The organism is Pseudomonas sp. 7P_10.2_Bac1 (assembly GCF_025465935.1).
Taxonomy (GTDB): domain Bacteria; phylum Pseudomonadota; class Gammaproteobacteria; order Pseudomonadales; family Pseudomonadaceae; genus Aquipseudomonas.
Genome location: NZ_JANLNV010000085.1, coordinates 74,430 through 97,355, shown reverse-complemented (window position 1 = coordinate 97,355; position 22,926 = coordinate 74,430). Strand labels below are relative to the sequence as shown.

General features: G+C 59.0%; 22 protein-coding genes. 8 read left to right on the top strand and 14 right to left on the bottom strand.

Annotation, left to right across the window (positions count from 1 at the left end; all coding sequences use genetic code 11):
• The first annotated feature begins 9 nt into the window (after window positions 1-9).
• Window positions 10-282 carry an HPr family phosphocarrier protein gene (locus NTD86_RS19860; protein ID WP_262204721.1) on the top strand — a complete coding sequence of 91 codons (273 nt, stop codon included), beginning with the start codon at window positions 10-12 and terminating at the stop codon, window positions 280-282.
• Window positions 283-392: 110 nt separating this feature from the next.
• On the opposite strand, the gene NTD86_RS19855 is transcribed toward NTD86_RS19860, so the two are convergent.
• The 6 genes from NTD86_RS19855 to pmbA all read right to left on the bottom strand — a co-directional run bounded on the left by NTD86_RS19855 (window position 393) and on the right by pmbA (window position 5,670).
• Window positions 393-1,286 (bottom strand): ZIP family metal transporter, encoded by an 894-nt coding sequence (locus tag NTD86_RS19855; protein ID WP_262204720.1) that lies wholly within the window; start codon window positions 1,284-1,286, stop codon window positions 393-395.
• 27 nt (window positions 1,287-1,313) lie between these two features.
• Window positions 1,314-1,925 (bottom strand): superoxide dismutase, encoded by a 612-nt coding sequence (locus tag NTD86_RS19850; RefSeq protein WP_262204719.1) that lies wholly within the window; start codon window positions 1,923-1,925, stop codon window positions 1,314-1,316.
• Window position 1,926: 1 nt separating this feature from the next.
• On the bottom strand, window positions 1,927-2,376 hold the full coding sequence (locus tag NTD86_RS19845; protein ID WP_262204718.1) for a DUF2753 domain-containing protein: 450 nt from the start codon (window positions 2,374-2,376) through the stop codon (window positions 1,927-1,929).
• A 31-nt stretch (window positions 2,377-2,407) separates the two neighbouring features.
• Entirely contained in the window at window positions 2,408-3,784 is a 1,377-nt protein-coding gene (locus NTD86_RS19840; protein ID WP_262204716.1) for a class II fumarate hydratase, read from the bottom strand.
• The gene (locus NTD86_RS19835) at window positions 3,777-4,172 is read right to left on the bottom strand and encodes a FagA protein (RefSeq protein WP_262204715.1); all 396 of its coding nucleotides are present in this window, start codon (window positions 4,170-4,172) and stop codon (window positions 3,777-3,779) included. The genes NTD86_RS19840 and NTD86_RS19835 overlap by 8 nt, the downstream gene beginning before the upstream one ends.
• A gap of 151 nt (window positions 4,173-4,323) precedes the next feature.
• Window positions 4,324-5,670 (bottom strand): metalloprotease PmbA, encoded by a 1,347-nt coding sequence (gene pmbA, locus NTD86_RS19830; RefSeq protein WP_262204714.1) that lies wholly within the window; start codon window positions 5,668-5,670, stop codon window positions 4,324-4,326.
• A gap of 107 nt (window positions 5,671-5,777) precedes the next feature.
• On the opposite strand from pmbA, the gene yjgA reads away from it, so the two are divergent.
• Entirely contained in the window at window positions 5,778-6,299 is a 522-nt protein-coding gene (gene yjgA, locus NTD86_RS19825) for a ribosome biogenesis factor YjgA (RefSeq protein WP_262204712.1), read from the top strand.
• Between the two features lie 44 nt (window positions 6,300-6,343).
• On the opposite strand, the gene tldD is transcribed toward yjgA, so the two are convergent.
• The 8 genes from tldD to mreB form a co-directional block, all read right to left on the bottom strand.
• The gene (gene tldD, locus NTD86_RS19820; protein ID WP_262204711.1) at window positions 6,344-7,786 is read right to left on the bottom strand and encodes a metalloprotease TldD; all 1,443 of its coding nucleotides are present in this window, start codon (window positions 7,784-7,786) and stop codon (window positions 6,344-6,346) included.
• Window positions 7,787-7,847: 61 nt separating this feature from the next.
• Window positions 7,848-8,696: a carbon-nitrogen hydrolase family protein gene (locus NTD86_RS19815; protein ID WP_262204916.1), complete on the bottom strand. Its 849-nt coding sequence runs from the start codon at window positions 8,694-8,696 to the stop codon at window positions 7,848-7,850.
• A 63-nt stretch (window positions 8,697-8,759) separates the two neighbouring features.
• Window positions 8,760-12,572, bottom strand: coding sequence for a YhdP family protein (locus tag NTD86_RS19810; RefSeq protein ID WP_262204710.1), 3,813 nt, complete (start codon window positions 12,570-12,572; stop codon window positions 8,760-8,762).
• A gap of 75 nt (window positions 12,573-12,647) precedes the next feature.
• The gene (gene rng / locus NTD86_RS19805) at window positions 12,648-14,105 is read right to left on the bottom strand and encodes a ribonuclease G (protein WP_262204708.1); all 1,458 of its coding nucleotides are present in this window, start codon (window positions 14,103-14,105) and stop codon (window positions 12,648-12,650) included.
• Window positions 14,106-14,158: 53 nt separating this feature from the next.
• Entirely contained in the window at window positions 14,159-14,767 is a 609-nt protein-coding gene (locus tag NTD86_RS19800; RefSeq protein WP_262204707.1) for a Maf family protein, read from the bottom strand.
• A 52-nt stretch (window positions 14,768-14,819) separates the two neighbouring features.
• On the bottom strand, window positions 14,820-15,308 hold the full coding sequence (gene mreD, locus NTD86_RS19795) for a rod shape-determining protein MreD (RefSeq protein ID WP_048368384.1): 489 nt from the start codon (window positions 15,306-15,308) through the stop codon (window positions 14,820-14,822).
• Window positions 15,308-16,357: a rod shape-determining protein MreC gene (gene mreC / locus NTD86_RS19790; RefSeq protein ID WP_262204914.1), complete on the bottom strand. Its 1,050-nt coding sequence runs from the start codon at window positions 16,355-16,357 to the stop codon at window positions 15,308-15,310. The genes mreD and mreC overlap by 1 nt, the downstream gene beginning before the upstream one ends.
• 143 nt (window positions 16,358-16,500) lie before the next feature.
• Entirely contained in the window at window positions 16,501-17,538 is a 1,038-nt protein-coding gene (gene mreB, locus NTD86_RS19785) for a rod shape-determining protein MreB (protein WP_002555108.1), read from the bottom strand.
• A gap of 210 nt (window positions 17,539-17,748) precedes the next feature.
• On the opposite strand from mreB, the gene gatC reads away from it, so the two are divergent.
• The 6 genes from gatC to NTD86_RS19755 all read left to right on the top strand — a co-directional run bounded on the left by gatC (window position 17,749) and on the right by NTD86_RS19755 (window position 22,925).
• Window positions 17,749-18,036, top strand: a complete 288-nt coding sequence (gene gatC, locus NTD86_RS19780) for an Asp-tRNA(Asn)/Glu-tRNA(Gln) amidotransferase subunit GatC (RefSeq protein ID WP_055103368.1) — start codon at window positions 17,749-17,751, stop codon at window positions 18,034-18,036.
• Between the two features lie 15 nt (window positions 18,037-18,051).
• A complete protein-coding gene (gene gatA, locus NTD86_RS19775) occupies window positions 18,052-19,503 on the top strand; it encodes an Asp-tRNA(Asn)/Glu-tRNA(Gln) amidotransferase subunit GatA (protein ID WP_262204703.1) in 1,452 nt (483 codons plus the stop codon).
• A gap of 10 nt (window positions 19,504-19,513) precedes the next feature.
• Window positions 19,514-20,959, top strand: coding sequence for an Asp-tRNA(Asn)/Glu-tRNA(Gln) amidotransferase subunit GatB (gene gatB / locus NTD86_RS19770; protein WP_262204701.1), 1,446 nt, complete (start codon window positions 19,514-19,516; stop codon window positions 20,957-20,959).
• Window positions 20,960-21,069: 110 nt separating this feature from the next.
• On the top strand, window positions 21,070-21,441 hold the full coding sequence (locus tag NTD86_RS19765) for a septal ring lytic transglycosylase RlpA family protein (protein ID WP_262204699.1): 372 nt from the start codon (window positions 21,070-21,072) through the stop codon (window positions 21,439-21,441).
• A 78-nt stretch (window positions 21,442-21,519) separates the two neighbouring features.
• Window positions 21,520-22,533: a calcium/sodium antiporter gene (locus tag NTD86_RS19760; protein WP_410016999.1), complete on the top strand. Its 1,014-nt coding sequence runs from the start codon at window positions 21,520-21,522 to the stop codon at window positions 22,531-22,533.
• Window positions 22,534-22,544: 11 nt separating this feature from the next.
• Window positions 22,545-22,925, top strand: a complete 381-nt coding sequence (locus NTD86_RS19755; protein ID WP_262204695.1) for a carboxymuconolactone decarboxylase family protein — start codon at window positions 22,545-22,547, stop codon at window positions 22,923-22,925.
• Window position 22,926: the final 1 nt, after the last annotated feature.

Genomic DNA, 22,926 nt, shown 5'->3' with positions numbered 1-22,926 from the left:
ACCCCTGCGATGCCTGCTCTGGAAATCGAAATCATCAACAAACTGGGCTTGCACGCTCGGGCATCAGCAAAATTCGTCGGTGTTGCCGGGCAATTCCCTTGCCAGATAAGAGCGGGCCGCACACCGCAATCCATGGTCGACGGCAAGAGCATCATGGCAATGATGATGCTCGCAGCCGGTAAAGGTACAAAGATTCATTTAAAGACCGAAGGTGAGCAGGAACAGGAAGCGATGGACGCACTGGTCAAGCTCATCAACAACTACTTCGATGAGGGTGAGTGAAAAGCAGCCCCGCGTAACTGCAGGAGCGAGCTTGCCTCGCGATCTTTCAAGATCAAAAGATCGCTTGGCAAGCTCGCTCCGACAGGTTTTTATGGGTATCAATGCGGGCGTTAGCCCAGTGCGGTGTCCATCACCATCATCAGGCAAAAGCCGATGCACAAACCCAGGCTTGCCAGCTTTTCGTGACCGTTGCGCCGCGATTCTGGAATCACTTCTTGAGTGACCACCAACAACATCGCACCCGCCGCCAACGCCAGCCCAAATGGCAGTAGCACCTCCGCCAAATTAACCAGCCAGGCACAGAGCAACGCAAACACGGGCTCAACCAGCCCGGAGGCCGCACCAATCAAGAACGCCTTGACCCGTGACATACCTGCGCCCGCCAGCACCAGCGCAATCACCAGACCCTCCGGCACATCCTGCAAAGCAATGCCCATCGCCAAGCTGTCAGCGTCTGGCATGCCGCCGCCCGCTGACACCCCGACCGCCATCCCTTCCGGAATATTGTGCGCAATGATGGCAATCACGAACAGCCAGATGCGCGGCGCAATCACGGGCTCGCCGGGCTTGCTGATGATCATTTCAGGGGCAGCCCCGGATACCTTGAGGTCGACCAGAAATAGAAAAAAAGCGCCGAGCAAGATTCCCGCACAGACCACGCCGCTGGCCCCCCACTGCGAAAGCCCAAGGTCTTGAGCCGCCGCAATGCCTGGCACAATCAACGAAAATGCCGTCGCTGCCAACATGACGCCGGCACCAAAGCCCAGCAAGGTATCGCTGACCGCGATTGGCATTTTGCGAATAACCAATACCGGCACGGCCCCTAAGGCGGTGCCCAGCGCACACAGCGCACCGCCCTGCAAAGCCCGCAACAACCTTGGCTCAAGGTCTAGCCAGACCAGCCCCTTGGCCACCAACAGGGCCGTACCCGCCAACAGCAAGAGCGTGCCCAGTGCATAGCGGAACATCCGCACGCCACTCACCGCTAAAATTTGCGTGCCCATAATCTGCCTGGATCCTTCCTGTTCGGCTTAGGCAATCGCTGCTTGATAGCGCCGTTCGACTTCTGGCCAATTGATCACGTTGTAAAACGCATTGATGTACTCCGGGCGACGGTTCTGATAACGCAAGTAATAAGCGTGTTCCCACACATCAAGACCGAGGACCGGGGTGTTGCCGTTCATCAACGGGCTGTCCTGGTTGCCACTGCTTTCGACCACCAGTTTTTTATCCGGGGTCACACTGAGCCAGGCCCAGCCACTGCCAAAACGGGTCAGGGCTGCTTTGGTGAAGTTTTCCTTGAAGGTCTCCAGGCCGCCCAATTGCTCATCAATGGCTTTAGCCAATGCGCCACTTGGTTTCCCCCCGCCTGATGGGCTCATGACCTCCCAGAACAGCGAATGGTTGGCATGCCCGCCGCCCTGATTGATGACCGCTGCCTGAAGCTTTTCTGGCAACAACTGAACACTGGCGACCAGTTTTTCAACTGGCCATTTGGCCCACTCCGTACCATCGACGGCGGCGTTCAAGTTGTTGATATAGGTCTGGTGGTGCTTGGTGTAGTGGATCTCCATGGTTTGCGCGTCAATATGCGGCTCAAGCGCGTCGTAGGCATAGGGCAAAGCAGGCAAGGTGTAAGTCATATCAATGGGCTCCTGAATGATGGCCGCTGACAGCTGAGAACTCGTGGCTTGACTGAGCCACCGTGCTTTTGAGCAACAGGTCGGAGCGCGGGTATTCGCCGTACTCGCTGATAAAGTTCAAAAGCTCAACGTAGGTTTTGCTGCTCTGACGCAGCGCTGCTTCACGCAGCGCAGGCGCCAGACGGGCGTTCTGCATGGTTTGCAGTAACCGCTGGTGAATCGCGCAGAGGTACTCCACGCTCTCCTCCGGCTGATTAAGGCGCAAGTGCAGATCCGCCAGGTTGTGGTGGGAAATGACACACGCCGCCACTGCTTCGTCGGCATCACTCCAGCGTTCAAACAAGACCTGCGCCAGCGCCAGCGCCTGCAAGTAATGCTCTCGGGCATCGACCAGTTCGCCCTCAGCGAAATAGCGATTGGCTCTCTCGATCGTGCGTTTCCAGTGCTCCATGTGAACCTCCAAAGCAGTGTCGGGGCGCGGATTAAACGCCGCCTGCGGTCAGTTTCTCGGGATCGAGCAACACTTCGAGCTGGCTGCGGGGTAGATCGGTGTACTCAAGAGCCACGTCAATCACCGGGCGACCTTGCTGGTAGGCAGTCTTGGCAATTTCGGCGGCTTTTTGGTAACCAATGATGGGGTTCAGGGCTGTCACCAGAATCGGGTTACGCGACAGCGCTTCCTTGAGCTTGGCCTCATTGACCTTGAAGCTGGCAATCGCCTTGTCAGCCAGCAGGCGGCTGGAGTTGGCCAGCAACTCGATGCTGCTCAACAGGTTTTGCGCAATCACTGGCAGCATGACGTTCAGTTCAAAGTTGCCGGACTGCCCGGCGATGGTGATCACTGTGTCATTGCCGATTACCTGAGCGGCGACCATGGCGGTGGCTTCAGGGATCACCGGATTGACCTTGCCGGGCATGATCGAAGAGCCTGGCTGCAAGCCTTGCAGCTCAATCTCACCCAGGCCTGCCAGCGGACCGGAGTTCATCCAGCGCAGGTCGTTGGCGATTTTCATCAGCGATACGGCGGTGGCCTTGAGCTGGCCCGACACCGATACCGCGGTGTCCTGCGAGCCGATCAAGGCAAACAGGTCTTTGCCCGGCGTGAATTGCACATGGGTCAGTGCGCTGAGTTGCTGGTTGAACAACCCGGCAAACTGCGGGTGCGCGTTGATTCCCGTCCCCACTGCCGTGCCGCCCTGGGCCAGCGACTGCAAGGCCGGTTGCAGGTTGTGCAGATGCTCGATATTGGCTTTGAGTTGCTGAGCCCACCCATTCAATACCTGGCTCATGCGCACCGGCATGGCGTCCATCAGGTGCGTGCGACCGGTTTTCACATAAACGTGAACCTGCTCGGCCTTGTGCTCAATCACCTGTACCAGATGCTTGAGCGCCGGCAGCAGCTCTTCATGCAAACCCAGGGCGGCGCTGACATGAATAGTGGTAGGAATGATGTCGTTGCTGCTTTGCCCGCAGTTGACGTGATCGTTAGGGTTAACCGGCTCACCCAGCACGCGGGTAGCCAGTGTCGCGATCACTTCGTTGGCGTTCATGTTGGAGCTGGTGCCCGAGCCGGTCTGAAAAATATCCACCGGGAAGTGCTCCATAAAGTCGCCAGCCAGCAGGATCTGCGTGGCTTCGACAATGGCGTTGCCCTGCGCCTCGCTGATTTGCTTGAGCTCAACGTTGGCCTTGGCCGCCGCGGCCTTGGCCAGGATCAGTGCGCGAATGAATTGTGCGGGCATGCGTTGATGGCTGATCGGGAAGTTATCCACCGCACGCTGGGTTTGTGCGCCATACAGCGCGGCCTCAGGCACATGCAGTTCACCCATGCTGTCCCGTTCGATACGCGTATTACTCATCAGGAAATCCTTGCAGCAGTTCTGTTAAAGAAATTGATGGTTCGAGTTCGCAGGTCGCCAATTGCCAGGCATAGCTTTGCCAGCGCTTGAGGCGGCATTGGCACATGGCTTGAGTTTCCATATCGCGCAGCGGGCGCCACGCGTTGTCCAGACACAGAGTGCGCCAGTGCCAAGGCAAGGCCGTATCGGCGGCGGTGTCCAGCAACAGGCGGAACGAAGTGGCGGCAATCATCCACGGGGAAGTAGCCGTACAACCGGCCAGGTAACGGCCTTCGGCCAGATAGTGCTTGATCAGACGCGGCTCGTCTGGCGCCAACCCGCACCGGATCTGACGGCTCATCCAGCGCCAGCTTTCCAGATACGGACCTTCATGCAAGGCAGAACTCATGACCTAGGCTCGCTCGATAATGAGATTCATTATTAAGCGATATTGATTATCAAAACAAGCCTGCCTTAGATACACGCGTCCACAAAGGTTGGGGTGAAAAAAAAGCGTATCACCCGTGAAGGTGATACGCCTTGATTGCAACCGCGAAGGTTTAGCTGCCCGCGACGGTCATTCGCTCGATGAGCACAGAACCGGTGCGGATGTTGCTGCGCAGTTCCAGGTCGTTGCCCACGGCAACAATCTGTTTAAACATGTCACGCATGTTGCCGGCAATGGTCACTTCTTGAACCGGGAACTGGATTTCGCCGTTTTCAACCCAGAAACCCGCCGCGCCACGGGAATAGTCGCCGGTCACCATGTTCAGGCCGCTGCCCATCAGCTCAGTGACCAGCAAGCCCCGGCCCATGCGGCGGATCAAGGCGGCTTGATCTTCATCGCCATGGGTCACGAACAGGTTGTGCACGCCGCCTGCGTTCGCAGTACTTGGCAGGCCCAGTTTGCGCCCGGAATAGGTGCTGAGGATGTAGGAGACCAACTCGCCATCCTTGATAAACGGTTTGGCGTAAGTCGCCAGGCCATCGTTATCGAATGAAGAGCTGCCCATGGCTCGTACCAAATGCGGGCGCTCGTCCAGGGTCAGCCATTCAGGGAAAATCTGCTGCCCTAACGCATCCAGCAAGAACGACGATTTGCGGTACAGGTTGCCGCCCGAAATCGCGCCCATAAAGCTGCCGAACAAGCCACCGGCCAATTCAGCGGAGAACAAGACCGGAACTTCACAGGTTGGCACCGGGCGTGAACCCAGGCGGCGAGCGGCGCGCTCAGCGGCACGCTGGCCGATGCTGACAGCGTCCATCAGCAACTCGCCCTGGCAGTTCACGTCATACCAGTAATCGCGCTGCATCTGGCCATCGCCTTCAGCGATCATCACGCAGCTCAGGCTGTGACGTGTAGACGCCGAACCGCCGATAAAGCCATTGCTGTTGCCGTACACGCGACAGCCCTGGTGGGTGCTGAGGGTGGTGCCGTCGGCGTTTTTGATGCGGCTGTCAGCGTCAAAAGCCGCAGCTTCGCAGGCCAACGCCCTTTCGATGGCCTGTTCCGGGGTGATGTCCCAAGTGTGGAACACATCGAAATCTTTCAGGTCGCGGGCCATCAGGCTGGCATCGGCCAGGCCGGAGCTTTCGTCTTCGGAGGTGTGCTTGGCGATCGCCAAGGCGGCCGCGACGGTTTCACGGATAGCATCCGGGCCGCTGGCCGAGGTGCTGGCTGAACCTTTTCGCTGGCCCACATACAACGTGATACCAAAACCCTGATCGCGATTGAACTCAACAGTCTCGACTTCACGCTGGCGTACAGAGGTCGACAGGCCCTGCTCCAGCGACACCGCGACTTCACAGGCACTGGCACCCTGGCGCTTGGCTTCGGCGATGATTTGCTCGACCTGCTCTTGCAGTGCCGGCAGGGCCTGCGGGCCGACGCTTTGTACTGCACTCATGGTTTTCTCCACTCAAATTCTGGTTTCGGTAGGGCCGCCGAGCGACCAGGCCGGACAAGCGGCCCCCGACTGGTTATCATGGCGGCGTTTCTTTGCGGACTGCCACCATGGTTGATTCTTACGACGACGCCTTCGACGGCGAAAAAAGCAAATCGCAGGTCAAACGCGAGCTGCATGCTCTGGTTGATCTGGGCGAACGTCTCACGACGCTCAAGCCTGACTTGCTGAACAAAATGCCTTTGACTGACGCATTGCGTAAGGCTTTGGCAGATGCTCCAAAACACACGGTTCATATTGCGCGCAAGCGCCATATGATGTTCATCGGCAAACTGATGCGCGATCAACCGCTTGACGAAATTCTTGCCTTGATCGATCAAGTCGATGCCTCTTCTCGCCAATACAACGAGCGTTTCCACAACCTCGAGCGCTGGCGTGATCGCCTGCTCGAAGGCGACGACGATGTGCTGGAAAAGTTTGTCACCGAGTTTCCTGAAGCCGATCGTCAGCAACTACGTTCGATCGTACGTCAGGCCAAACACGAACTGGCTCACAACAAAGTACCGGCCTCAAGCCGCAAACTGTTCAAGTACATCCGAGGACTGGACGAGACTCAACGCGGCTTGCGTTAAATCTCGTACAGGGGCGGGTTGCAGTGCAACTCGCCCGGCCCTCATTACGCGCCCGTACCACCGACCGTAATCGCATCAATCTTCAAGGTTGGCTGCCCGACGCCGACCGGCACCGACTGCCCATCCTTGCCGCACGTTCCCACACCGCTGTCCAGTGACAGATCGTTACCGACCATCGACACCTTGCTCATCGCTTCCGGCCCGTTGCCAATCAGGGTAGCGCCTTTGACCGGGCGAGTGATCTTGCCGTCTTCGATCAGGTAAGCCTCGCTGGTGGAAAACACAAATTTGCCGCTGGTGATGTCGACCTGACCACCGCCCAGGTTGGCGCAGTAAATACCCTTTTTCACTGAGGCGATGATTTCCGCCGGATCACTCTGGCCGCCCAGCATGTACGTGTTGGTCATGCGTGGCATAGGCAAGTGCGCGTAGGATTCGCGGCGGCCGTTGCCGGTGCGCGCGACACCCATAAGGCGTGCATTGAGCTTGTCCTGCATGTAGCCCTTGAGTACGCCGTTTTCGATCAGTGTGGTGCACTCAGTCGGGGTGCCTTCGTCATCCACGCTCAGCGAACCACGAAGACCGGCCAGGGTGCCATCATCCACGATGGTGCACAGCTTGGAAGCAACCATTTCGCCCATGCGGCCGCTGTAGGCCGAGCTGCCTTTGCGGTTGAAGTCGCCTTCCAGGCCATGCCCTACCGCTTCGTGCAGCAATACGCCGGACCAACCAGAGCCCAGGACCACCGGCATGGTGCCCGCGGGTGCTGGCACGGCTTCCAGATTGACCAGCGCCTGACGCAACGCCTCGCGGGCATAGCCCATGGCGCGGTCGTCTGTCAGGAAATAACGGTAATCGGTACGGCCACCGCCGCCGTGCCCGCCGCGCTCGCGACGGCCATTTTGCTCAACGATCACACTGACGTTGAACCGCACCAAAGGGCGCACATCAGCCGCCAGCCCGCCGTCGGTAGAAGCCACCAGAATGCGCTCCCAAACCCCGGCCATGCTCACGTTGACTTGCTGAATACGCGGATCCAACGCACGGGTAGCAGCATCGACCCGCTTAAGCAGCTCGACTTTCTCGGCGCGGGTGATGACTTCCAGCGGGTTATACGGGGCATACAATTGAGCCACGTCTTGGGCGGTAAACGCTTGCACGGTGCCGTTTTGCCCAGCACGGGAGATGGAGCGGGCCGCGCGGGCTGCCAGCCCCAAGGCTTCCAGGGTGATAGCGTTGCTGTAGGCAAAACCGGTTTTCTCACCTGACTGGGCACGCACACCGACGCCTTGATCGAGGTTGAAACTGCCTTCTTTGACGATGCCGTCTTCCAGCGACCAGGATTCGGAAATCTGCCCCTGAAAATACAAATCTGCCGCATCGATGCCCGGCCCGGCCAAGTCACCCAATACGCCTTGCAGGCTGTCGAGGGTGACACCGCCCGGTGCCAACAGGTGTTCGCTGACTGAGGTCAACAACTCGCTCATATTCACTCCGTCTTGGCCCCTGCTTCAGCCTCTGTAAGAGCTGAACCCAAGGGCCTGAAAATTAGTCCTGCGTTGCAGGTCGCTGTGCGCCCTGCGAAAAAAAGCGCCGATGATTCACCACGGGCATACGCGCCCGGATATCGGCTTGTTCGTTAGCGTCGCGCCTTGCCAGCAATACGCCCTCCCCTTGTGCCTGTTCTGCCAGTACCCGGCCCCAAGGGTCGATGATCGCCGCGTGCCCGTAGGTTTCACGGGGGCCTGGGTGAACACCCCCTTGCGCCGCAGCCAACACGTAACACTGGGTTTCGATGGCCCGCGCGCGGATCAGGATGTCCCAGTGCGCCGCTCCAGTCACAGCGGTAAAGGCCGAGGGCGCGGTGATCAACTCAGCCCCGGCAGCCCGCAATTCGCTGTACAGCTCCGGGAAGCGCAGGTCGTAACACACGGTGAGGCCCAGTTTGCCGACCGGCGTATCAGCCACCACCACCCGCTCCCCTGGTGCATAATCATCCGACTCGCGATAACGCCCACGACTGTCAGACACATCCACATCAAACAAATGCAACTTGTCGTAGCGCGCCGCCTGCTCACCGTCAGCGTTGATCAATAATGAACAGGCATTGACCTTGGCGTCAGGCTGGCCCACAGGGGGCAGCGGCAATGTTCCTGCCACTATCCATAACTTGAGGTCGCGAGCGGTCTGTTTCAACCACGGCAGGATCGGACCTTCGCCCAGGGCCTCGGCCCGCCCTACTGCCGCGATATCGCGCCGGCCCATGGCGGCGAAGTTCTCCGGCAATACTGCGAGCTGTGCGCCGCGCATGGCTGCCTCTTCGAGCAGGCGCCGGGCCTGTGCCAAGTTCGCCAGCACATCGCTCTGGCTGACCATTTGAATCACTGCAAACGACATGTCGCCCTCTCTCTTGGACTGGTAAACCGGAGCCCCTGTGAGAGCGCCCATGCCATGCTACTCCTAGTTTTTCTCAAATGGCTTGTCGAAGGTGATTTTAGGGTCGTTCCACGGGCCCTGAATGCTGTACTGCACACTGGCGAAACGCGAGACCTGATCACCGATCAGCTTGTTGAGCAGAAACATCGCACCGCCCGCCGCAGGCCCGCCCACCAGCAACGCGGCCAGCGGCAAGTTGTTGGTCACAGGCAGGGTCACCAACATTTTGGCGTTCACTTGCTCAGACACCATATTCAACGTGCCACTGAGTTCAAGGTTAGTTGAGGGGCCGGTCATGAGAATCGGCGATGTGGTGCGGTACACCCCATTGCTGGCCGTCAGGAAGCCCTTGACCCGGTCGTAGCTCAAGCCTTTGCTGAACAGGTCCGAGAAATCCAGGCGCAAGCGGCGGCCAATGGCGTTGAAATTCAGCAAGCCAAAAATACGTACGACCTGGGTGCTGCCATCGACCTCAACAAAACGCCCTTTATTCAACGTTGCGTCAATCGTTCCCGAGAATCGGTTCAAGCCGATCCAGGCAGGCGAGCCCGGCCATCGGCCATCGATATCGACTTTGAAGTCCTCGCTGGTCACGCTCGGTGCAAAGCCCCAGCCCTGCAGTACGTTGGCCAGGTTGCCGCCGCCAATCCGCCCGCGATACCAACTGTTGCTGGCCCCGGCAACGCCTTCCCATCCGCCCGAGCCTTCGAGCAACAAGCCCTTGAGCCCCAGGCTCAAGTTGTTGAGGTTAATCCCTCGGGGGGTCGGCCGAATATTGAGCGACCAGGCTCCGAGCAAATCCGCGCCCTGGTAGAGCTGACGAATAATGATGTCCAGTGCCGGAATCTTGCGCGGATCGACTGAAGCCAGTGGGTCTGGCGCATTAACGTCCGTTACCGCCTTGGGGTCTGGAGCCGGAAGGCGGATGGTCTGCATCGTCACTTTGATCGGCACGTTCTTCGCGTCCGGCAGCGTGACAGCGCCCGTCGCCTGCTTGCTGTTGATCTGCAGGTCCCAGGCCGCGCCGATACGTTTCATCTGCAGCTGCACCTGATCCAGCTGGGTACCGAAGGCGATCAACTTGTTGACCCTGAAGTCGGCACTGCTGAGCAGTTGCGTGGCATTGCCGCCCGAATCCTTGCCCCCATAGCGATCAACCAGCGCCTGCCACGGTGCGACGTCCAGCTCAGACAGCACGCCACGAATACGCAAGCCTTTGGTCACCGGCAACACCGGGTCGCCATAGCCCAGGAACAACTCGCCCCGCCCGTCTTCAAATTTGCCGTTGGGCGCCGCAAACGTCAGGTTCGCCAAGTCACCGTAGTCAAACCAGTAACGCCGCTCAGCCCCTTGCAAGGTCATGCGGAACACCGTGTTGCGAGTTTCACTGGAGGTCAGGCCAAACGGTGCGGGCAGGTCGATCGTCGCCCCTTTGAGACTCGAGCTGACCCGCAACTGGCTATCGGCATCATCCAGGGTAAGTTGCAGTTGATAGGGGAGCATCCCCGACACGGGAATCGGCTGATTGAACTTGAGCCAGTCGGTGAGCTTTTTAACCCCAACCTGACCGCTGGCCACAACCCGGGTTGTCAATTTGCCACCGCGGCCTTCGGCAAATATCTGCGCCTTGATCGGCTGGTCGAAGGCCCGAGCGCTGATGCCCTTGCCACTCAAGCCCTTGGCACTGTCGAAACGGAAGTCGCCTTTGAGTTGATTCAGCTCAAGCTCGGGATCACTGATTTTCAGGCGGGCCTTGTCGGTGTTGAAATCCACCACGACTTTCGGCTCTTTGCCATGTTCCAGCGGTATATCGAGATCAACCCGGCCCTTAAGCGGGCCCTCGCCCTGCCAGCCGGCAAAGGTTGATTCGGTGCCAATCGGCGCCTCTTGCAGGATTTTCAGGCCATCGCCCAAGCCGCCGTCGAAATCACCTTCCAACAATAGATGGGTGACCTTGCCGGTGGGCACGTGCGGAATATTGACCGAGACATTTCGCACCTGGGTATCGAGCAACTGGCCTTTGCTGGCCATGATCCGAACGCCGCTGTCTTCGATAAACACGTCACCGGACACGTCGCGCACATGCGGCCAGCCTGGCTGGAACGCCAGCTCCGCGCCATGAACCTTGAAGAACAGACTGATATTGCGCGCTGCCGCTACAGCATCGTGGTTGAGTGAGCCCTGATACTGGAAAAAGCCCTCTTCAACCGAGCCTTTCAAAATCGCCGTGCTCAACCATTCGGCCAGTTCCGGGCTCAAGACTTCAGGCAAGTACTTGGGGGTGAATCGACCATCGCCATCGGTCAGCCCCACTCGCAGGTCCATATAGTCTTCTTCGGAGTGATCCATATGGATACGAATCAGGAAGTCCGCCGCAATCTTGCCCTCTTCGCCCAGCACCTTGATGTAGGGAGCAATCAGGGTGAAGCTGTTTTTATCCAGCGTCCATTTGAGCAAAGCATTGGCCTGCAGGTATTGCCACGGCTTGTCGAAAATAGGGTCCAGGTGCAGCACAAAGTCTTTGCTGTCGAGGCGCAACTCTCCCTTGCCTAGGTCACCACTGATCAAGCCGCTGACGTTACGCGCAGCCGGGGCTCCATGGGTGGCGTTGAAGCCCACTTGCTGCAAGTTCGCGGCAAAACTGATCTTTTGATCGTCCGTTGCGTTTGGCCGGTAGTCGGCCAGCACGTTACGCAGCGTACCGGTGACGCTCAGTTGATCAATGACTTGGGCCACGGCGTCTGGCACGGGAGCCAGTGAATCCATCAGCGGCGTGATGGGTGTCAGATCCAAATGATCGGCCTGCAGGTGCCAGCGCTCCTGCTCGCCGTTAGTGGCAGCGAACTGTTGCAGTTGCAGGCGGGTTTCCCAGCGCTTCTCGCCGATATTCATCGCCAATGAATCAAGGACAACATTAAAGCCCTGTTTGCCACGGGCTACCCACGCATGCAGCGCCAGGTTTTCGAGCGTTTCGGGCTTGCGGTCAGCATAGGCGCCGCTCAGTTTGGGCGCATTCAAACGCGCTACCGCGCTTTGCACGGTGCCATTGCCCCAGTTGAACCAAAACTCGCCACCGGCCTTTAATTCCGAGGCTTTCCATGGATGTATCAGACTGGCAGGCAACCACTTTGCCCAGTCACTCTGCGGCAGGCTCAGGTAAGCCTGGGCGGCACCGTCACGCCAGCGACTGGCCTGGATCTGAGTCTTGAGGCTAAGCGCCACGGGCTGGCCGTCGGGCAGGGTCAAACGCGCATCAAGACGTTGGTCAGACGCACCCACATCCAGCGTCAGCCCGACATAGATCAAGGTCATGGGGGCTTGCTTGAAGGGTTCCAGGGTCACCTGGCTGTCTAGCACCGACACCCGAGCCACGCGTTGCAGTTGATTGAGCAGTTGCTCCGGGTCCAGCGGCTGATCGTCTTGCGCTGGCAGCCCTTCGAGCGCCCAGTGGCCGTCTTGATCCTGACGCAAGCTCACTTGCAGGCCGTCCAATTGCACCTGTGCAAGCCGCACATCACGGTTTAGCAGGCTGGCCCAGACATCAGGTACCACCTGCACGTTATCCAGATGCAAGGCATTGTTGCCCTCGCCGATCATCACATCGTGCGCCAACAGCACCGGCGCCATGCCTCGCCAACTGCCTTCGAGGCTGCCAATGGTCAACGGCATGCCCAAGGCTTCACGAGCCTTAGCCTGGACTTCTGCGCGGTATTCGGCGATCAGCGGCGTCAGTTCACGGCCCAGGCTGACGTACAACGCCGTGAGTACCAGAACCAATGCACATAGACCTAATCCCCAGCGGGTCAGCGCGGCAAAAAAGCGTGTCAGACGCTCCATGTCAGGTGGCCCCTTCAGTGATGGTCGAGGGAACTGCGCCCAGCCCCCTGTCATGCGTATACGATTTCAGATACTTCAGAGCAGTACCACGTCGTATTGTTCCTGGGAGTACTGAGTTTCTACTTGAAAACGGATGGTACGCCCGATAAAGCCTTCCAGCTCCGCAACGTTGCCCGATTCTTCATCCAGCAACCGATCCACAACGCGCTGGTTTGCTAATACACGATAGCCAACTGCCTGATAGGCGCGGGCCTCACGGAGAATTTCGCGGAAGATTTCGTAGCAAATGGTTTCAGGCGTTTTCAGCTTGGCACGCCCCTGGCAGCACACGCAGGGTTCGCATAGCACTTGTTCAAGGCTTTCGCGGGTGCGTTTACGGGTCATTTGCACCAGGCCCAACTCGGTGATGCCGATAATGTTGGTCTTGGCGTGATCGCGCTCCAGTTGTTTTTCGAGAGTGCGCAGCACCTGGCGCTGGTGCTCTTCATCTTCCATGTCGATGAAGTCGATGATGATGATCCCGCCCAGATTACGCAGGCGCAGTTGCCGGGCAATCGCGGTGGCCGCTTCGAGGTTGGTCTTGAAGATGGTCTCTTCGAGGTTGCGATGGCCAACGAACGCACCGGTGTTCACATCAATGGTGGTCATGGCTTCGGCCGGGTCGACCACCAGATAGCCACCGGATTTGAGCGGCACTTTGCGGTCCAGCGCTTTCTGGATTTCGTCTTCTACACCGTACAGGTCAAAAATCGGCCGCTCGCCGGGGTAATGCTCCAGCCGGTCGGCGATTTCGGGCATCAGTTCTGCCACAAACTGAGTGGTCTTCTGGAAGGTTTCCCGCGAGTCGATGCGGATTTTTTCGATCTTCGGGCTCACCAGGTCACGCAATGTGCGCAGCGCCAGGCCCAAGTCTTCATAAATGACGCTCGGCGCACCGGCAGTCTTGATCTGTAAGCCAATCTGGTCCCACAGCCGACGTAGGTAGCGAATGTCCATCAGGATCTCATCCGCCCCGGCGCCTTCGGCAGCCGTGCGCAGAATAAAGCCACCGGCTTCCTTGATACCTTCTTGCGCCACGCAATCACTGACCACCTGTTTGAGGCGATCACGTTCAGCTTCGTCTTCAATTTTCAGCGAAATGCCGACATGTGCGGTGCGCGGCATGTACACCAGATAGCGCGACGGAATCGACAGTTGCGTCGTCAGGCGAGCGCCCTTGGAGCCAATCGGGTCTTTGGTGACCTGCACCACCAGGCTTTGCCCTTCGTGCACCAGCGAACTGATGCTTTCAACGGCCTGGCCTTCACGCAGAGAAATCTCTGACGCGTGAATAAACGCTGCTCGGTCCAGTCCGATGTCGACAAAGGCCGCCTGCATGCCGGGCAACACCCGGACCACCTTGCCTTTATAAATGTTGCCAACAATGCCACGGCGCTGGGTACGCTCGACATGCACCTCTTGCAGAACACCGTTCTCTACCACTGCCACGCGCGATTCCATCGGCGTGATGTTGATCAGGATCTCTTCACTCATGGCTGGGTCTCGTTCAGGCGTCATAACATTAGTGCCAAGTCATGTAAGGCGCGTTATTCAGCGCTCGATAAAGTTTGCCAACAGGGTATGCCGAATTGTCCCAGCAGTTCTGCGGTTTCGCACACAGGCAACCCCACCACGCCGGAATAACTGCCATTGAGCCCCACCACAAAGATAGCGGCCAGCCCTTGAATGGCGTAACCCCCGGCCTTGTCCTGAGGCTCCCCACTGGCCCAATACCGGGCGGCTTCTTGTTGGCTGATCGTTCTGAAACTGACCCGGCTGCGCACCACACGGGTTTCGCAACGGCCGGCTTCAATAAGGGCAATGGCCGTCAACACTTCATGCTCTCGGCCAGACAACGCCATGAGCATAGACAAGGCATCGGCCTCGTCGACCGGCTTGCCAAGAATCCGATCATCCAGCACAACAGCAGTGTCGGCTCCCAGCACGCAGAATGCAGCATCGGGTGACGAGGCGAGCAGTTGCTCTCGACCAGCGCGGGCTTTCTCTCGCGCCAGGCGCTCGACATAGGCCGCAGGCAGTTCGTCAGGGTGAGGGGTTTCGTCAATGGAGGCGCTGACCACACGGAACGGCACGCCGATTTGAGTCAGCAACTCGCGTCGGCGCGGTGAACCAGAGGCCAGAAAAAGCGGAGTCATCAAGACATCTCCCTGTCGAAGTGCACAAACCAGGAAATGGCTCGCGATCCAATTAATTGATTTTGAAACGTCGGCGCAAGCCTCGAAGCCCGTAGCTGACCCAAGGCCACAGCAGCGCACTGACCAGTGCCGGCAACACCAGTGCCAAGGTCGGCTGACGATTGCCGGTCAAGGCACTGAGCCATAGCTGAGCCAGTTGCGCCAGGCCAAAAATGACCAGGATCACCAGGCTCTGCTGCCACATCGGGAACGTACGCAGCCGTTGCGCCAGCGACAGTACCAAAAAGGTAATGAGGGTCAGGATCAGTGCATTCTGGCCCAGCAAGGTACCGTATAACACGTCCTCCATGAGCCCCAGGCACCAGGCAGTGACCATACCCACCTTGTGCGGCAGGGCCAGAGCCCAGAACGCCAGCAACAAGGCCAGCCACAACGGCCGCAGGATTTCCATGAACTGCGGCAAGGGCGAAACGCTGAGCAACAGGCCAATGGCAAACGTCAGCCAGACAATCCAGCCATTTCGCGAATGAGTGCCCGCCATTATTCCCTCTCCCGAGTAGTGGCCGGCGCAGCGGCTGGCGGCTTGGCTGCGGCGGGTGCAGGTTTTTTCACGGTCTTGGGATCCGGTACAGCCGGTGCAGGCGCTGCGGTCGCAGCAGGTATGGTCGGCGCGGGCTTAGGAACGGTCGCGGGCACAATCGGCCCCGCCTCCCCCTTCTGCTCGGCCTCTTGGGCCTGAGCCGCGTCATTGGCGCGCTCTTCAGGGGTTCGGCTGTCACTGAACACCAGTAGCAAATAGCGACTGCGATTTAGGGCGGCGGTCGGCACGGCCCGCACAATGGCAAATGGCTGGCCCGAGTCGTGAATGACTTCATTCACCGTCGCCACCGGGTAGCCGGCCGGAAACCGCTGGCCCAGGCCTGAACTGACCAGCAGGTCGCCCACTTTGATATCCGCAGTGTCGGGCACATGGCGCAGTTCCAGCCGCTCAGGGTTGCCCGTACCGCTGGCAATGGCACGCAGCCCGTTGCGGTTCACTTGTATCGGAATGCTGTGGGTGGTGTCGGTGAGCAACAGGACGCGCGACGTGTTGGGCATCAGCTCGACCACCTGGCCCATCAATCCGCGGGCATCGAGCACCGGCTGGCCGAGCACGACACCGTCGCGCTCCCCCTTGTTGATGATGATGCGATGGGTAAATGGATTCGGGTCCATGCCGATCAGTTCGGCCACTTCAACCTTCTCATTCACCAGCGCCGAGGAGTTCAACAACTCACGCAGGCGAACGTTCTGCTCGGTCAAGGCTGCCAGCTTTTGCATGCGGCCTTGAAGCAGAAGGTTTTCGGTTTTGAGCTTCTCGTTTTCAGCCACCAGTTCGGTGCGACTGCCAAATTGGCTGGCAACTCCCTGGACCAGGCGTTGCGGCAAATCGGTCACCCAATAGGTTTGCATCAGCACCAGTGACATCTGGCTGCGCACCGGTTTGAGCAACGTGAAGCGGGCATCGACCACCATCAGCGCGACCGATAGCACGACCAGCACCAATAAGCGCACGCCCAATGAGGGGCCTTTAGAAAAGAGCGGTTTAATAAGCCGCCCCTCCCGGGCAAGTGTTCAATGTATTCATACGGCGTTAAAGCGGCCTGGATGAAGATTGGCAGAAGATAAACGCCAAAAGGCAGCACTGCAAAGTGCTACCTTCTGGTGATAACCATTGGCCTGCACCGGCGATCTTATTCGCTGGAGAGCAGGTCCATCGTGTGTTTATCCATCATTTCCAGCGCACGGCCACCACCACGAGCAACGCACGTCAGCGGGTCTTCGGCGACGATGACCGGCAGACCGGTTTCCTGCGCCAGCAGCTTGTCGAGGTCACGCAGCAAGGCGCCACCACCGGTCAGCACCAGACCGCGCTCGGCGATGTCCGAAGCCAGTTCCGGTGGCGACTGCTCCAGTGCACTTTTCACGGCCTGAACGATAGTGGCCAGCGACTCTTGCAGAGCTTCCAGCACTTCGTTGGAGTTCAGGGTGAAAGCACGTGGAACACCTTCTGCCAGGTTACGGCCGCGTACATCGACTTCACGGACTTCGCCACCCGGGTAGGCCGTGCCGATCTCCTGCTTGATGCGCTCAGCCGTCGACTCACCGATCAGGCTGCCGTAGTTACGACGTACATAGGTGATGATTGCTTCGTCGAAACGGTCGCCGCCAACCCGTACGGATTCAGCGTAAACCACACCGTTCAGGGAGATCAGCGCGATTTCAGTGGTACCACCACCGATATCGACAACCATCGAACCGCGTGCTTCCTCAACTGGCAGGCCAGCACCGATGGCCGCAGCCATGGGTTCTTCGATCAGGAACACTTCACGGGCACCGGCACCGAGTGCCGATTCACGAATGGCGCGACGCTCTACCTGAGTCGATTTGCACGGTACGCAAATCAAAACCCGAGGGCTTGGCTGCAAAAAGCTGTTTTCATGCACTTTGTTGATGAAGTACTGCAGCATCTTCTCGCAGACGCTGAAGTCGGCAATCACGCCATCCTTCATCGGACGAATGGCAGCAATGTTGCCCGGTGTACGGCCCAGCATACGCTTGGCCTCGGTGCCGACGGCAACGACACTTTTCTGGTTACCGTGTGTCCGAATAGCCACAACTGATGGCTCATTCAGGACGATACCGCGCTCACGCACGTAAATAAGGGTGTTGGCAGTGCCCAGGTCGATGGAAAGATCGCTGGAAAACATGCCACGCAGTTTCTTGAACATGGGAAAGGGACCCTAGGCAACGCGTGGGTAAAAAAGTGCGGCAAACTCTAACAACGACAGGGATTTTGGGCAAGGCGCCAATATGTTAAATTGACCGCTTTTCCGTGCACCAACCCCCACAATCGCGGCCATATGACCGTAGAAATGCGGTAGTGTTCCGACAATCTAACACACGGACAGCATCCGTCCTGTTTTCCACTGGAGAATCCCATGGCGCTTGAACGCTCCGACGTGGAAAAAATCGCACATTTGGCCCGTCTGGGTCTCAATGATGCCGATCTCCCACGCACCACCGAAGCCCTTAATAGCATTCTGGGGCTGATTGATCAGATGCAGGCTGTCGACACCACCGGTATCGAGCCGCTGGCCCACCCACTGGAAGCCAGCCAGCGCCTGCGGGCCGACATCGTGACTGAAAGCAATCATCGCGAGGCTTACCAGTCCATCGCACCAGCGGTCGAAAACGGCCTCTATCTGGTTCCGAAAGTCATCGAGTAAAGGGAAAGAGCCTGCATGCATCAATTGACTCTGGCCGAGATCGCCCGCGGACTCGCCGAAAAAAAGTTTTCTTCTGAAGAACTGACCAAGACCTTGCTGGCGCGTATCGCCCAGCTTGATCCGCAGATCAACAGCTTCATCACCCTCACCGAAGACCTCGCCATCGAGCAGGCCAAGGCCGCAGACGCACGTCGCGCCAACGGTGAAAGCGGTGCCCTGCTGGGCGCCCCGATCGCGCACAAAGACCTGTTCTGCACCCTGGGCGTACGCACCAGCTGCGCCTCGAAGATGCTCGACAACTTCAAGGCCCCGTATGACGCCACCGTGGTGTCCAAACTCGCCGAAGCGGGCGCTGTCAGCCTGGGCAAGACCAACCTGGACGAGTTCGCAATGGGTTCGGCCAACGAGTCGAGCTACTACGGCGCCGTAAAAAACCCGTGGAACCTCGAGCACGTACCTGGCGGCTCGTCGGGTGGTTCGGCAGCAGCCGTTGCCGCTCGCCTGCTCCCGGCCGCCACCGGCACTGACACCGGCGGCTCGATCCGCCAGCCAGCGGCACTGACCAACCTTACCGGCCTGAAGCCGACCTACGGTCGCGTTTCGCGCTGGGGCATGATCGCCTACGCCTCCAGCCTTGATCAGGGCGGCCCGCTGGCACGCACTGCTGAAGACTGCGCAATTTTGTTACAAGGCATGGCTGGCTTCGATCCTAAAGACTCCACCAGCATTGATGAACCGGTGCCAGACTTCAGCGCCGACCTCAATGCTTCGCTTAAAGGCTTGCGCATTGGCGTGCCTGCCGAGTTCTTCAGCGAAGGCCTCGACCCACGCATTGCTGAGCTGGTGCACAACAGCATCAAAGAGCTCGAAAAGCTCGGCGCGGTGATCAAGACCATCAGCCTGCCCAACATGCAGCACGCGATTCCTGCGTACTACGTGATCGCACCCGCCGAAGCGTCTTCCAACCTGTCGCGCTTTGACGGCGTGCGCTTCGGTCATCGCTGCGAAGACCCGAAAGACCTGACCGACCTGTACAAGCGCTCGCGCGCCGAAGGCTTCGGCCCGGAAGTACAGCGCCGGATTCTGGTCGGTGCCTATGCCCTGTCTGCGGGTTACTACGATGCGTACTACCTGCAAGCGCAAAAAATCCGTCGCCTGATCAAAAACGACTTCGTCGCGGCATTCAACGAAGTCGACATCATCCTCGGCCCAACCACGCCTAACCCGGCCTGGAAAATCGGCGCTAAAAACAGCGACCCGGTTTCTGCCTACCTGGAAGACGTGTACACCATTACCGCCAACCTCGCGGGCCTGCCAGGCCTGTCGATGCCAGCCGGTTTTGTCGATGGCTTGCCAGTCGGCGTGCAATTGCTTGCGCCGTACTTCCAGGAAGGCCGCTTGCTCAATGTCGCTCACCAGTATCAGTTGAATACTGACTGGCACACGCGCTCACCTGCCGGCTTCTGAGGATAAACATATGCAATGGGAAGTTGTGATCGGGCTGGAAATTCACTCCCAGCTCGCCACCCAATCGAAGATTTTCTCCGGCAGCTCCACCACGTTCGGCGCCGAGCCCAATACCCAGGCCAGCCTGGTGGACCTGGGCATGCCGGGTGTCTTGCCGGTACTCAACCAAGAAGCCGTGCGCATGGCCGTGATGTTCGGCATCGCCGTAGATGCTGAAATCGGTCAGCACAACGTCTTCGCGCGCAAAAACTACTTCTACCCGGACCTGCCCAAGGGCTATCAGATCAGCCAGATGGAACTGCCGATTGTCGGCAAAGGCCATTTGGACATCACCCTGGAAGACGGCACCGTCAAACGTGTAGGCATTACCCGTGCGCACCTGGAAGAAGATGCCGGCAAAAGCCTGCACGAAGACTTCAGCGGCTCCACCGGCATCGACCTGAACCGTGCCGGCACGCCGCTGCTGGAAATCGTTTCCGAACCCGACATGCGCAGCGCCAAAGAAGCCGTGGCCTACGTCAAGGCCATCCATGCGCTGGTGCGCTACCTGGGCATCTGCGATGGCAACATGGCTGAAGGCTCGCTGCGTTGCGACTGCAACGTGTCGGTACGTCCGGTCGGCCAGGCCGAGTTCGGCACCCGCTGCGAGATCAAGAACGTCAACTCGTTCCGCTTCATCGAGAAAGCGATCAACAGCGAAGTCCAGCGCCAGATCGAACTGATCGAAGACGGCGGCAAAGTCGTTCAGCAAACGCGCCTGTACGATCCGAACAAAGACGAAACCCGCGCCATGCGCAGCAAAGAGGAAGCCAACGACTACCGTTACTTCCCCGATCCTGACCTGCTGCCTGTGGTAATCGAAGATTCGTTCATCTCGGACGTACGTGCCACCCTGCCGGAGTTGCCGCCACAAAAACGCGAGCGCTTCCAGTCGCAGTTCGGCCTGTCGGCCTACGACGCCAGCGTGCTGGCATCGAGCCGCGAACAGGCGGACTACTTTGAGCAAGTCGTGAGCATCAGCGGCGACGCCAAGCTGGCGGCCAACTGGGTCATGGTTGAACTGGGCAGCCTGCTCAACAAGCAGGGCCTGGACATCGACCAATCGCCAGTCAGCGCCGAGTTGCTGGGCGGCATGTTGCTGCGTATCAAGGACAACACCATCTCCGGCAAAATCGCCAAAGTGGTGTTTGAAGCAATGGCCAAAGGCGAAGGTACTGCCGATGAAGTCATCGACCAGCAAGGCCTCAAGCAAGTGACCGACAGCGGCGCCATTGAAAAGGTGCTGGATGAAGTGCTGGCGGCCAACGCCGAGCAAGTTGAACAGTACCGCGCGGCTGACGAAGCCAAACGCGGCAAAATGTTTGGCTTCTTCGTGGGTCAGGCGATGAAAGCGTCCAAAGGCAAAGCCAACCCGCAACAGGTCAACGAACTGCTCAAGAGCAAGCTCGAAGGCTAAATCGCACACTCGCTGTAGGAGCGAGCTTGGCTCGCGATCTTTTAACGATCAAAAGATCGCGAAACAAGCTCACTCCTACAGGTATGAGTGGCACACAAAGGATTCCCCCCATGAAGCGGCTACTCGGCGCGTGCGCCCTGCTCAGCTTGCTCACTGGCTGCGCCAGCCATGACATAGACCCACGCGGCTATGACGAAACCGGCGTCGCCTCTTATTACGGCGCTCGCCACCATGGCAAGCGTACGGCCAGCGGCGAACCCTTCGACCAGAATGCCCTCACTGCCGCCCATCGCAGCCTGGCGTTCGGCTCCCGGGTAATGGTCACCAATCTCAGCAACAACCGATCGGTGGTGGTCCGTATCAATGATCGCGGCCCGCACACCCGCGGGCGCCTGATCGATCTTTCGCGCCAGGCAGCCCAACAGTTGGGTATGCTCAACGACGGCACAACCAAGGTCCGGGTTCAAGGCCTGAGCGACTAATCAACGGAGTGAATCACCATCTTGGGTTTAAGCGCGTTATCACCGTGGAACCTTCTGCAATTGCTCTGCGGTCTCGCCATGCTGATTGCAGGCGCCGAATTGCTGGTGCACTGCGCGGTGCGCATGGCCGCCAACCTCAAGGTGCGCCCACTCCTGATCGGCCTGACTGTAGTTGCCTTCGGCAGCAGCGCCCCGCAGATGACCGTCAGCCTGCAAGCCGCCTTCAATGACACACCGGACATCGCCGTCGGCAGCGTCATTGGCAGCAACATATTCAATGTGCTGGTGACCCTGGGCCTCTCGGCGCTGATTATCCCCTTGCGCGTCTCGCGCCAATTGGTGCGGCTCGACATTCCCTTGATGATCATCGCCAGCGCGCTGGTGTTCGCCCTGGCCCGTAACACGCAACTTGATCGCCTCGATGGCGCCATTCTGTTAGCCGGCCTGGTGGTGTACCTGGGCTTGCTGCTACGTCAGTCCCGCCACAGCGGGCACCATCACGTCAGCCACGAGCAGCCGCCGACCTCATGGCCAATCAACCTTCTGCTGATGCTTGTCGCCTTGGTATTGCTGGGAGTTGCCGGGCATCTATTGCTGGGCGCTGCGGTCGGCGTGGCGACCGAGCTGGGGCTGTCCGAACGCATCATCGGCCTGACCATCATCGCGGTCAGCACCTCGCTGCCCGAACTGGCCACCTCTCTGATCGCGGCCTTTCGCGGGCAGCGCGAAATCGCCGTCGGCAACGTGATTGGCAGTAACGTCCTCAACCTGCTCGGGGTCCTCGGCGTGACCGCCCTGATAGCGCCCGAGCCGCTGTCAGTCTCGCCCAACGCCCTGGACTTCGACCTGCCGGTCATGCTCGGGGTCGCCGTGTTATGCCTGCCGGTGTTCTACACCGGCTACCGCGTCACGCGTGCCGAAGGCTTGCTGTTCCTGGGGCTGTACCTGGCGTATGCGCTCCACGTGGTGTCGTTTACCACCGGCATGCCATTGGCGAGCAGGCTCGAACACCTGATGCTGTTTTACATCTTGCCGGCGCTGCTGGTGTTTCTGCTGTTCAGTACCCTGCGTGCCTGGCGACGACAACACTGAGGAGTTTTGCGATGGACACTAAAAAGACCGGAATCGAAATGCGCCGCCAAGTCATGGGTGACGAATTTGTCGACCGCGCACTCGGCAATGCCACTGAGTTCACCCAGCCGCTGCAAGACTTCGTCAACGAACATGCCTGGGGCGGCGTGTGGAACCGTGAAGGCCTGCCGCTGAAAACTCGCAGCCTGATCACGCTCGCCACCCTCACCGCGCTCAAGTGCCCGCAAGAGCTCAAAGGCCATGTGCGCGGTGCGCTGAACAACGGCTGCACAGTCGATGAAATTCGCGAAGCGCTGCTGCATTGCGCGGTGTATGCCGGCGTACCGGCGGCGATTGATGCGTTTCGGGCGGCACAGGAAGTGATCGAAACCCATATTCCCTCTCCGTCCTGAT